This window comes from Shewanella electrica (assembly GCF_022321485.1).
Classification (GTDB): Bacteria; Pseudomonadota; Gammaproteobacteria; order Enterobacterales; family Shewanellaceae; genus Shewanella; species Shewanella electrica.
Genome location: NZ_JAKOGG010000015.1, coordinates 25,008 through 37,419, shown reverse-complemented (window position 1 = coordinate 37,419; position 12,412 = coordinate 25,008). Strand labels below are relative to the sequence as shown.

Genomic DNA, 12,412 nt, shown 5'->3' with positions numbered 1-12,412 from the left:
ATATTAGTTAGGGAAATTCTTATAGACCATGGTTGTCCTTTTTGTCTGTACACAATCCACGCGCCAAAATTTCACTCGTTTGCTTGTGCCTCGCAAGTAGTAGTCCTTTTGCTGCTGTTGCCGCGGATAATCTGTTGAAGCTAGAAATCGCTGGGGTCGACGGTGCCTTACGGCGCAATGTGCAAGCCTATTTAGGCCAGTTGCCCACCACCGACGCACAGCGTGATGCCTATCTGTTTAACGTGGAAGACAATGTCGATGATGCACTGCAATCGCTGGGCTACTATCACGGCCGAGTAAAACAAACGGTGCAGCGTCCCGTCAACGGCCCATGGCAACTCAAGCTGGAGATCACCCCCGGTGAAGTGACCCGCTTGCAGTGGGTCAATATTCGCGTTAACGGCGAGTTATTAGAAGACCGTCTGTTCAACAACTGGCTTGACTCGATCAAGATGAAGCCGGGGGACACACTCAATCACGGTAATTATGAACAGGTGAAATCGCAGCTGTCGGCGCTGGCCTTTTCGCGCGGCTATTTTGATGGGCATTACACGCAAGCGGAGATCCGCGTAAACCGCGAATTTAATACTGCACAAATCAACCTCGAATTTGCTTCTGGCAATCGCTATCACTTTGGTGACATCAACTTTGAAGGTTCAACGCTAGATCCTGAATTGCTTGATAAATTAGTACCGTTTAAAGAGCATGCCAATTACAGTACCCGTCGTATCGCCGCACTCAACCAGCGCTTGTTAGATACCGGCTATTTCACCTCAATCAAGGTGTTGCCGCAGCTTGATAAACTGGATAACGATTATGTCCCGATCAAAGCGGAACTTACCCCCAAGCCAGACCACTCAGTGCAAATCGGTCTGGGGGCGGATTTTGGTAACAATAGCAATAACGAGCTGGAACCTCGCGTTAAATTGGTGTGGAAAACGCCACAAGTCAATGACCATGGGCATTCATTAGAAAGCAGTTTAGAGTGGTCGCCAGAACGCCCCAAAGCGTTGTTTACCTACACCATTCCGTTATCCGATCCGCTTGATGATCAGTTGCAGATTAAAGCGGGCATGTTGTGGGACAAATACGGCGTTACCCAAACCTTTAATGATGAACGCGGCGAATATCGTAATTCAGGTGAGTTAGAGTCACGTAAAAAGATCCTTGGGGTGGCTCGTAACAAACGCATCAGCGGTTGGTTGTTTTCCTACTCGGTCAACGTATTGCAAGAGAGCTATAACCAGTCTGATACCTATTACAACCCGATGTTCTTATTGCTCGGTAGTAGTATCAGTAAAACCGTGCGCAGCGATAATAGCCTAGATCCTAAATCTGGCTATCGTCAGCTTTACAGTGTGGAGTATACCGACCCGGTACTCGGTTCCGATGCCCGTCTCACCCGCATGCAAGCACAGTTCAAATGGATTGAAACCTTGTTTGATAAACACCGTTTTGTATCGAGATTAGATTTAGGCGTCAACCTTGCCAAAGATAGCGACTTGGCCGATATCCCGCCGTCACTGCGTTATTTTGCCGGTGGCGATCAGAGCATTCGCGGTTTTAGCTATCAAGAACTCGGCCCGTTTATCGAATATACCAATAGCGATGGCGTGCCGAGCCGCCAAGTGATTGGGGGCCGCTATCTGGCGGTAGGCAGTTTGGAATATCAATACTACGTGACGCCGACATGGCGCGTGGCCACCTTTGTTGATGGCGGTAATGCCTTTGATGTTGGTCAGTTCGACCCTGTAGTTTCCGTTGGCGGCGGTGTGCATTGGATCTCGCCCCTCGGCCCGATTAAATTTGATGTTGGCTTTGGTGTGAGACATCCGCAGATTGATTACGGCACCTGGCGTATTCACCTCACCATGGGGACCGAACTATGAGCCAGAGCGAACAACCTAATCCGGTCACGCCACTCACCCGTGGTGCTGTTCGGCTTCGTCGCACCATTAAAGCGCTGGTACGCAGTGTTGTTTATGTCCCACTGTTGCTGCTACTTATCATCGCTCTGGTAGTATCTACACCGATTGGCAGTAAATTTGGCGTGTGGCTGGCCGATAGCTTTGTGCCCGGTTTGTCGGTGAGTTACGCCAGCGGCACGCTCAACGGTGAGCTAGGGCTTGAGGATATTCAATGGCGAAATGATTCGACTAGCGTCGCGTTAAAACAACTGCAATTAAATTGGCGTCCGTGGTGTTTGTTGAAAGGCGGCGTGTGTGTTGATGCGATTAAAGCAGCTGATATTACGGTAAGTTTTACCAGTACAGCGACCGAGTCAGCAGCAGTGGCTGAGGACATCACGCCAGTACCGACATTAGAGCAAAACGAATCAACCGGTTTTAAGCTGCCGGTCACTATCGCGCTTAGCAGTGCCAACTTGAGCAACATTGATGTCAGTATTAATCAGACCCGTTATCAAGCTTCTCAAATCGACCTCAGTGCTCATTGGGATAATGATGGTCTAGTCGTCGAACGCTTGGTCGGCAATCAGTTGCTGCTCGATCCAATTGCCCCGACTGCCGACGAAGCTCCCCCTTACGATGAGTGGCCACTCGCCACATTGCCGAGTATCAGTTTGCCATTTCCCATCAGCGTGGAGATGGCTCGGCTCGAAAATACACAACTAAAACTCGGCGATACGACCGAAAACTTTCCGTTATTGGTGCTACTTGCCGATATTAACGGCAGTCAGATTGATCTCGGTCAGCTGACATTAGTACATGATAGCGGCGCGATTTCCATCAAAGGCGAAGCGACGCTAAGCGAGCAATATCCACTAGCACTTGAAGCGCAAGTGTCGATGACTCACCTGCCGATGACAGATGAGCCAATTGTGCAGGATGCGCAACTCGCTATTAACGGCAATTTGGCAGACCTCAATCTCACAGCAACGTTAGATGGCACGCAGCAAGGGCAACTTAGCGCCCATAGCAACTTAACCGATGCCAAGCTGCCCTATCGTATCGACATGAATGCGACACATCTGCAATGGCCCTTTAATCAACCGGAATATCGGGCCGAAAACCTCACCTTGTCGAGTGAAGGTTCACTGGCGGCCCAGCAAGCGCAATTGAGCGGTAAATTGTTCAGTCCGTTTGTGGAAGCGTTGCAGATCAATGGTGCAGTGAAGCACCAACAGCAACAGCTCGCCCTCGAAAATCTTGCGGTCACCACCTCAGCAGGCGCAATCGATATCAACGGCTCGCTCGATTACGCAAACGGCGTTACGTGGCAACTCAATACCCAGTTATCACAATTGAATTTGGGTGCCATCCATTTAGTCAGTTCTGCGGCAGACACCGAGCAATTACGGCTTCCCGATAGTGATATCGCTGGGCCATTAGCCACTGAGGGTTATTATCGCGACGGCCATTGGCAGGTAAAAGTGTCACAAGTAGCGCTTCGAGGCAGCGCCGATCAACTGCCGTTTGCGCTACTTGGTGATGTGCAAGCCGATGACAGTTTAGCGATTCACTCTAACGGACTGACGCTCACCGCACTCAATAGTCGGTTATACCTACATGGCAATGCTGGCAATAAGTGGGACATTAACGGCTCAGTGACCATACCTGATTTGGCGCAGTGGTTACCAAATGCGTTTGGCAACTTCAGCACTACGGTCAATGTGTCTGGCGCAGCAGAGCAACCGCAGATCAATCTCAACGGCAAATTACTCAATGCAGGCTGGCAAAGTTATAAAGTCGCCGAAGTCGATCTCAATGGTCATTATCAGCCGTTCAACAATCATCAATTTGATGTAAAGCTCAACACGGGTGAGATCGAACTACAGCAACAGCTGTTTGGCCGTCTCAACGCGCAGCTGCAAGGTGATCTCAGTGAACAGCGCTTTCAGTTAGCACTTGAGGGTGACAACGGTGTGTCACTGGCTGGCCGCAATCAATATGATGCCAAACAGCAACAGCTGCAATTGACCCTCAATGAACTGAGCACCCAAGGTAAAGCCGGTCATTGGCAGCTCGATGCCCCGCTTGTGGTCGATTGGCAACAGACTACGGCGCAAGGCAAAGTCTCGCCATTTTGCCTCAGTGCTACCGATAACCAAGTGTGTCTCAAACAGGCGATAGATCTGGCCAATCCGCAAATAGAGCTGCATTATGCGGGCAAACCCGCCACCGCCCTCGCCGCCTTTTTGCCTGAAGGCATTCAGTGGCAAGGTGAAGCCAGCATGGACGCCAGCATCAAACTGCCGCCCAAAGCTAAACCTACCGCCAAAGTGCAACTGGATCTGGCCCCCGGGGTGATTACTTTTACCCAACAGACCAAAAACAGTGAAACCGTGCAGTATCAAGCGGGACAGATCAGCGCCATTCTTGATGAAGATTGGTTACATACCAAAGCCACCTTTGATGCTGGCGAACTGGCCAAAGTTAACGCTGCCATTGATATTGCCACCGCGCCAGAACATACCTTGCAAGGCCAGGTGCAGCTAGAGCGGTTTAATCTCAAGTTCTTTGAACAAGTGATTCCCCAATTCCAAACCCTTGAAGGCTTACTCACGGCAGATTTGGGCCTAGCGGGTAATTTGGCGCAACCGCAAGTCAGCGGCGAAGCAAAATTGCAAAAAGGCGCGCTAGTGCTGAGTGCCAACCCCACTAAGATTGATGAGCTAGCCGTTACCGCGCAATTCGACGGTCAGAGTATGTCGCTCGACGGCGGCTGGCATATGGGTAAAGGCAGCGGCAGTGTCACTGGCGATATCGCTTGGTCGACGGGCAAGCCTAGCGGCACTATAAAAGTGAACGGTAAGGAGCTTACCGTCATCCAACCACCGCTGGCGATTGTTGATGTATCACCCGATTTAACCATCAATCTCGGCGATGCCATCCATGTCAGCGGTAATGTGAATATTCCATCGGGCTCGATTACCATCGTGCCGCTGCCCGCAGGTGGTGTCGGTGTATCTCAGGATGTCGTGTTCGATGATGCTCAAGCGCAACAAGCGGCTCAAAAAACCGCGACACCAATTACCGCAGACATTAACGTGTCGATTGGCAACAAGTTATCGATTGATGGCTATGGTCTCAAATCCTTGCTAACTGGTACGGTCAACCTCAAACAGTCTGCGGGGAAACCCGCGCAAGTCTACGGCAACATCAACTTAAAAGATGGTACTTACAAGTTCATGAGCCAAACGTTGACCATCTCGCGTGGCGAGTTACAGTTTATTGGCCCACCGCAAGTGCCCTCACTCAATATTGAAGCGATCCGCGAAATCAAAGATGAAGATTTAGTCGCAGGCGTACGCATTACCGGTAATGCGCTTAAACCGGAGGTTGTGCTGTTTTCCGAACCGTCCCGCGAACAAGCGGAAGTGCTGTCATACATTTTGCAGGGCAAAGGCTTTGATAGCTCTGAGGACAACAGCAGTATGATGGTTGGTGCCGCAATCTCTCTTGGCAGCCAATTTAGTGGCGGTGGTGGCGCCATGAGCAATATCAGCAACACGGCTGCTAGCCTTGTAGAGATGTTTGGCTTTAATAATGTGCAACTTGATACCGATAACGAGGGCAAAGTGGCGATCAGCGGTTATATCGGTAAAGATTTGATGCTGAAGTACGGTGTGGGGGTATTTACGCCCGGCTATGAAGTCACCGTTCGCTATTATCTGCTGTCGCAGTTGTATTTGGAGTCGGTGTCCAGCACGGTTAGCCAGTCGCTCGATATCTATTATTCATTTGATATTGATACCGACGATGATTAACCCACGCCACCTACTGTTTAGTGTGTGTCGACCAACATGCTAAAGCACAAATCTGTTGCCAACGGAGTTGTGCCAAATCGCAAACATTAAAAAGGCGCCCATTGGGCGCCTTTTATTGCATACTTCTAATTAGGCGTATACAAAATCAACGTGTTCAACGATTGGTTTAAATACGTGACGTTGCATAGCTTGTGCACGTACAGAAACTTCTTTACCGTCCAGAACGATAGTCAGAACGCTAGTGTAAAAGTCATCATTGGTTTGGATGTTGATGATATCTTTGTGATCCAACACAATAGATACAGGCTCTTTACCTGAACCAGTACCGTAGATAACAGCTGGAACTTTACCCTCACGGCGCAGGCGGCGGCTCGAACCTTTCCCGATTTCAGTGCGGATAGCAGCTGGAATTGTATAAGACATAATAATACTCTCTTTTATAAGTAAATACGGGTTACCGCTTTCGACCAACGGCAACCTATGAAAATGCGCGCGGATAATAACACGATGTCCAGCAGCCAACAATCACTAATCGCTACCAGCGACGCACGGGGCCACAATCCACGTGAATAAAACCAGACTTGGGGTAATAACCCACACCGCCTAAGTTCAACTGCAATGCCGCTTGTCGTACATCTTTGAGAGAAACGCCGGGAATACACAGGTCAACCGCCATGCCTTTCATATGATAACTTTTCTTGGCTACGCCACTACTACGGGCCGATAACATCGCATTGGTTTTTGGAGAACGGTAACCAGAGATCACATTCACTTGTTTGTCCGTGCCCAGTTTCTGCTGCAACTGGTAGATAATATCAAATACCCGCTTGTCCATCGGTGCTTCAATATTCTGCCGATGATCGCGCATCAAATTATTAAAAGACGCCAGTGTATCCCCAACATAACCGCCCTTTTCCCAATAAGTACCTTGCTGATGCTCACCGGTGTGGATGTTATAAAAGCTCAAAAATCGACTTCCTTGAGTTGAGCGACTAGCGAAAGCTTGCGTTGGCACTAACGATACAAGTGCCGCGCCGCCTATACCTTTTAATAATTGGCGACGAATGGGACAGGATAAAGACACCGGATAAATTACCTCTTCAACAACGGGAAAGCGTTCAGAAAGTAACCATCATTGCGATTGAGGTCAAGCAAGATCGTAAAAAATCATGCTTTGGTGATGAGGGGCTGCTGACCTTTACTGGTTATTTTGGCCGCTGACAGAGCGTGATTTAAGCAAGACAGGTGATTTGCCGTGGAGTTATGCTCCATCAACAGCAGCTAACGCCGCATAAATTGCGCTCTGACGCTGCCTGAAGGGGTCATTTAAACGCCTCCCGAACTTTGTTGCCCAGCTTGCTTAGTTGACTAAACCGCACTGACCGTATCTCGTTCCTAATGCGTTTGATTTGAACAAAAATTAAACACCGCCGTTCAACAACCCCTGACGTTTAATGAAATGCCAGAAAAGCCACTTTAATCGCCGTGCGTTTCAGAATGGACTGCCGGAGCCGCTAGCGGCTCCTTGTTATAGATATCTGGTCGAAACTCGGCAATCCCCTGCTCATTGACCCATGCCGTCCAATAAACGATATAAACCGGAATACGTTGCCGTAACTTAAACCATTGCGTGGTAGTGTAATCGTATTGCATTTGCTGCCATTTTCTTGCGTCAGCAACAACATGTTCACCAAGCCACTGTGCCAACTCAGCGGCCTTTTCCACCCTGACACAGCCAGAGGATAATGCTCGCTGAGATTTAGCAAATAGTGACTTTTCGGGCGTATCGTGTAAATACACATCGAAACCATTAGCAAAATGAAATTTATATCGCCCAAGCGCATTGTGTTCACCGGGCCGTTGCACTAAACGATAAGGAAAGCGTCCATAAGCCTGTTCAGACCAATCCACGTCCGCCAAGGGGATTTGTTGCCCTTGTAAGTCGTACACGTCGAAAGCTTGCTGCTCCAGATAGTTGCTGTCTTTACGAATATGCGGCAGCAAATTGCGCCGGACGATGCTGCGCGGTACGTGCCAACGAGGATTCAGCACCACACTGGTAATTTCGCTTTGCAACATAGGGGTTTGTCGATATGGCAGCCCCACAACCACCTTTGACTGCAGCACTAGCTGACCATCATTTACAAATTCAAGCTCATAGGCGGGCACATTAACCAATACATATTGTGCCGGTAGCTGGTAACGTAGCGCAGTTTGTTCAACATAGACCTTTACTAGCAAAGTCGCACGCTGTAACGGCGTGACGTTGAGCCAATATAAGGTTTCGGAACCAATCACTCCATCCACTTTTAAACCATGGCGGCGTTGAAAATGACGCACGGCATCGGCAAGTTCGTCAGAGTAATCATATTCGGTTGTAGGAGCTGAGGTAAGATCGCCAAGCAAAGCGAGTCGCTGCGCTATTGCGGGAATATCACGATGATTATCGCCTGGTCGTAACCAACCGCCGGGGGCAAGAGGCAACCATACTTGCTGCTCATGCAATGCGAGTAGTTGAGTGACGCGAGCGTTGACGCGGTAGAATTCATCGGTCAACAACTGCCGACTATCATCAAGCTCTACGCCATGAGATAACCAGAATTGATGGAGCGTTTGCTGGAGTTCAGCCTCAGAAAAATCCGTGGTATTGTCACGCTGCTCAGGCACAACGCGCAGGGTCGTGGCCCCCCCCTGCTGTGGCAATAATGCCAACATTTGTAACTGTTCACGCAAAGCTTCCTTGGCAGCGTCTGCCGGCTGGGCAAACGCCGAAGTCGTTAAACAACTGAGACACAACAACCAGATAAACCGCATCCTTACAGTCCTATTTTGTTCTGCCCAGAGCCGCATCAGCAACCTTGAGGGAGATCTACAACGTAAGGATAAGTATAGAACGCTGTTGAATTTGCACAGGATAATTGAGGGATAAAAAATGGAGGCGCGACCCGGAGTCGAACCGAGATCGACGGATTTGCAATCCGCAGCATAGCCATTCTGCCATCGCGCCTAATAATTTGGAGCGACATATCGGGTTCGAACCGATGACCTATACCTTGGCAAGGTATCGCTCTACCAACTGAGCTAATGTCGCAACAAAAAGAAGGAAGGAACCGAAGTTCACGGCGGGCATTCTACTGTTTTAGTCTTATGTGTCAATGCGCCAAAAGGCTATAACTAATTGAACGCACACAAATTGATCTAAAATTGATTAGCCCGCAATCAAATCATTCCACGCGGCTTTGATGTAACTCATCATCGACCAGAAAGTGAGCCAAGCCGCCACGTACAGCAAGCCATAAGCCAAGTTAACCATCCACGTGTCGACTTGCCACAACAAACCAATGATAGCGAGCATCTGGGCGGCCGTTTTGTACTTGCCAATCCAGCTCACCGCCACTGCACCACGCTTGCCGATTTCGGCCATCCATTCGCGCAAGGCAGAGATGACAATCTCACGTCCCACCATAAACAACGCAGGTAACGTCAACCACGGGCTATCAAATTGCTCAACCAGCAACACTAAGGCGGTGGTCACCATCAATTTATCGGCCACCGGATCGAGAAAAGCACCAAAACGGGTAGATTGGCCCAGCTTACGTGCCATGTAACCATCAAGCGCATCGGTGATAGCAGCAAGCCAAAAGACAAAGGCAGAAGCGAAGTGTGCCCACGGATAAGGCAGGTAAAACACTACGATGAAAATCGGTAATAGAAAAAGCCTGAACCACGTTAAGGCCATAGGAAGATTAAACGGCATGATAAAACCAACTGATTATTTGCGGAATAATCTTGCCTTAAATTTAATGGGCTCGCAATGCGTCATGTATGGTTTGTGCCATTTCGGCACTAATTCCTGGCACTTTGCGCAATTCGTTGACACTGGCATTCTTCACTTCTTGTAATCCACCAAGAAATTGCAACAGCGCTTTACGGCGTTTTGGCCCCACTCCGGGAATGGATTCCAACGTAGAGGTGTTGCGAGTCTTTTGTCGGCGGTTACGGTGACCAGTAATCGCAAAACGGTGTGACTCGTCGCGAATATGCTGAATAAGATGTAACGCGGGCGAATCATCAGGCAGTGAAAAACTGGCTTCGCTGTCACCAAAAATCAGCGTTTCTAAACCGGGTTTGCGGCTCTCACCTTTTGCCACACCAACCAGCATGGGCCGTTTATCCAAACCGACAAACTTAATGTCGACCACCGCTTGCGCCATGCGTAACTGCCCTAACCCACCATCGATAAAGACGATGTCAGGGATCTTGCCAGCGGCGGTCACTTTATCAAAGCGGCGCTCTAATGCTTGCTTCATCGCGGCATAATCATCGCCCGGCGTAATACCGCTAATGTTGTAGCGGCGATATTCAGACTTCTGTGGTCCGTCGCGATTGAACACCACGCAAGACGCCACAGTGCTCTCGCCCATGGTATGACTGATATCGAAACACTCCATGCGCGCGATACTACCGCTGAACTCCAATGCTTCTTCCAATAACAAGAAACGTTGTTCCACGGTGTTTTTGTGGGTTAACTTGGTTAACACTGCATTGGTGGCATTGGTCTTGGCTAAACGCACGTAGCCTGCGCGATCACCACGCACGTTGGTACGAATCGCGACCTTCTGCTGGGTGGCTTCCAGCAACAACTCGGTCAATTCATCCAGTTCATCATACTCTTCGCTGAGTAAGATCTCCTTCGGCACGCTGCCATGAGCATCGCTGTTAAGATAAAACTGCAGCATAAAGGAGCGCAATACCTCTGCCATGTCCGTGTCGTTTGGCACCTGCGGATAATAACTGCGGCTACCGATAATCTTACCTTCACGGATAAATAGCAGGTGGAAACAAGCGATGCCGGATGCGTAGTGCACGCCGATCACATCCATCTCACCATGCGCCGAGCTGACTTGTTGCTGCTCAGCAACACGACGTAAGGCGGTAATTTGATCGCGGTACTGCGCTGCCTGTTCGAACTCTAGTGCTATTGAGGCTTGCTCCATCTGCTCGACCAGCGTGGCAATCACTTGCTGATCTTTACCACGCAAAAATAGCTCGGCTAAGCGCACCTGCTGTTGATAGGCTTCGTCCGATATTTTCCCCACACATGGCGCACTGCATCGTTGCAATTGATACTGCAAACAGGGGCGAGAACGCGCTTTGTAGTACAGGTCATCACATTGGCGGATCGGAAACAGCTTCTGCATCAAATGCAGGCTCTCGCGCACCGCGCCGCCATTGGGATACGGCCCAAAATACTGGCCTTTTTCCCGTTGCGGTCCACGGTGATAGGCCAAACGCGGATGGCGATGCTGACTCAACAAGATATAGGGATACGACTTATCATCACGCAATAGCACGTTATATTTCGGCATATACCGCTTGATGTAGTCGTTTTCGAGGATCAGCGCCTCGGTTTCACTATGGGTTACCGTGACATCAATATTGGCAATGTGCGACACCAAGGCTTGAGTTTTGACATTCGGCAAATTAGCCCGAAAATAAGAAGACAAGCGCTTCTTCAGATCCTTGGCCTTACCGACATAAATCACCGTTTCCGTTGCATCATACATACGGTACACCCCAGGCGCTGAGGTGACATTACGCAGAAACTGTTTGGCGTTAAACGGCTGAGACATACAAAACTCTTTGGAAACACTCGGGATAACAGAAAAAGAAAGCGCTCAGGGCGCTTTCAGAAAAGATGCAAATAGCTATTTGCTAGTCATGACACAGCTAATTATAACTGCGCGGTATCAAGTAACTTATAGCGCATTGCCAATCGTGTCAGCTCAACGTCTCCGTTGATACCCAGTTTGGCAAATAAGCGGTAACGGTAACTATTCACGGTTTTTGGGCTTAGGCTCAACTGCTCAGAAATTTCTGTCACCTTTTGCCCGTTGGTGATCATCATCGAAATCTGCAATTCGCGTTCAGACAATGACTTAAATGGATTTTCATCCGTTTGATTGAACTGACTCAATGCCAACGCTTGGGCGATTTCAGGCGCCAAATAACGTTGTCCAGAGGCTACTTGTCGAATCGCTTGGATCATCTCTGGCGGTTTAGCACTCTTGGTCAAATAACCCGAAGCTCCCGCCTGCATCACCTTAGTAGGAAATGGATCTTCAGTGTGGATAGTCAGCACGATAATTTTAGCGTGTGGCTGATAACGCAAAATCTTACGCGTCGCCTCCAAGCCGCCAATACCAGGCATATTCATATCCATCAACACAACATCCGCCTCATTTTGGCGGCACCATTGTACGGCGGCTTCCCCATCGTTGGCTTCACCAACAACTTTTATGCCTTTTTCGTCTTCGAGGATCCTTCGAATACCGGTTCTGACCAACTCGTGGTCATCGACCAAATATACAGAAATCAACTGTCATCCACCCTATTGTATGCGGCAAAACACACGTAGCGCCGTTATTTATGAAAGGTAATTTAGCCGAATTCCCCAGATTATAAAAGCGGATTGTCCCGATAACTGAAGCAAGTGTTCAAATTACTGATGAACCTTGAATAACGCCGCAAAAAACTGAGGCAGAAACCAACGTCAGTACACAAAAATGTAGATTTATCAGCAGCGAAACCGCTAAGGAAGGAACGAACACCTGTGTGCGACACAAGTTCGGCGAGCCATGGCCGTTCAAGCTGCGAACTGCGCACATACCGGAACATCATAAC

The 12,412-nt window shown here is 49.2% G+C and carries 8 protein-coding genes and 2 tRNA genes; 2 read left to right on the top strand and 8 right to left on the bottom strand.

Annotated features, from left to right (window positions below; all coding sequences use genetic code 11):
* Positions 1-131: 131 nt before the first annotated feature.
* Positions 132-1,889 (top strand): autotransporter assembly complex protein TamA, encoded by a 1,758-nt coding sequence (locus L9G74_RS16310; protein ID WP_438944580.1) that lies wholly within the window; start codon positions 132-134, stop codon positions 1,887-1,889.
* Positions 1,886-5,728 (top strand): autotransporter assembly complex protein TamB, encoded by a 3,843-nt coding sequence (tamB, locus tag L9G74_RS16305; protein WP_238897507.1) that lies wholly within the window; start codon positions 1,886-1,888, stop codon positions 5,726-5,728. Before L9G74_RS16310 ends, tamB begins: the two co-directional genes overlap by 4 nt.
* A gap of 129 nt (positions 5,729-5,857) precedes the next feature.
* Here the strand turns inward: tamB and rplY are convergent, their stop codons facing one another.
* From rplY to uvrY, 8 genes are all read right to left on the bottom strand, one after another.
* Complete coding sequence (gene rplY, locus L9G74_RS16300) at positions 5,858-6,151, bottom strand: 50S ribosomal protein L25 (RefSeq protein ID WP_238897622.1); 294 nt, start codon at positions 6,149-6,151, stop codon at positions 5,858-5,860.
* Between the two features lie 112 nt (positions 6,152-6,263).
* Positions 6,264-6,812 carry a peptidoglycan L,D-endopeptidase MepK gene (gene mepK, locus L9G74_RS16295; RefSeq protein WP_238897504.1) on the bottom strand — a complete coding sequence of 183 codons (549 nt, stop codon included), beginning with the start codon at positions 6,810-6,812 and terminating at the stop codon, positions 6,264-6,266.
* Positions 6,813-7,204: 392 nt separating this feature from the next.
* The gene (locus L9G74_RS16290) at positions 7,205-8,542 is read right to left on the bottom strand and encodes a L,D-transpeptidase family protein (protein WP_238897502.1); all 1,338 of its coding nucleotides are present in this window, start codon (positions 8,540-8,542) and stop codon (positions 7,205-7,207) included.
* Between the two features lie 119 nt (positions 8,543-8,661).
* Positions 8,662-8,735 (bottom strand) — tRNA-Cys (locus L9G74_RS16285).
* Positions 8,736-8,743: 8 nt separating this feature from the next.
* Positions 8,744-8,819, bottom strand: a tRNA-Gly gene (locus L9G74_RS16280).
* Between the two features lie 117 nt (positions 8,820-8,936).
* On the bottom strand, positions 8,937-9,485 hold the full coding sequence (pgsA, locus tag L9G74_RS16275) for a CDP-diacylglycerol--glycerol-3-phosphate 3-phosphatidyltransferase (protein WP_238897499.1): 549 nt from the start codon (positions 9,483-9,485) through the stop codon (positions 8,937-8,939).
* A 43-nt stretch (positions 9,486-9,528) separates the two neighbouring features.
* Positions 9,529-11,361, bottom strand: coding sequence for an excinuclease ABC subunit UvrC (uvrC, locus tag L9G74_RS16270; RefSeq protein ID WP_238897497.1), 1,833 nt, complete (start codon positions 11,359-11,361; stop codon positions 9,529-9,531).
* Positions 11,362-11,462: 101 nt separating this feature from the next.
* Positions 11,463-12,107 (bottom strand): UvrY/SirA/GacA family response regulator transcription factor, encoded by a 645-nt coding sequence (gene uvrY / locus L9G74_RS16265; RefSeq protein ID WP_238897496.1) that lies wholly within the window; start codon positions 12,105-12,107, stop codon positions 11,463-11,465.
* Between the last annotated feature and the right edge of the window lie 305 nt (positions 12,108-12,412).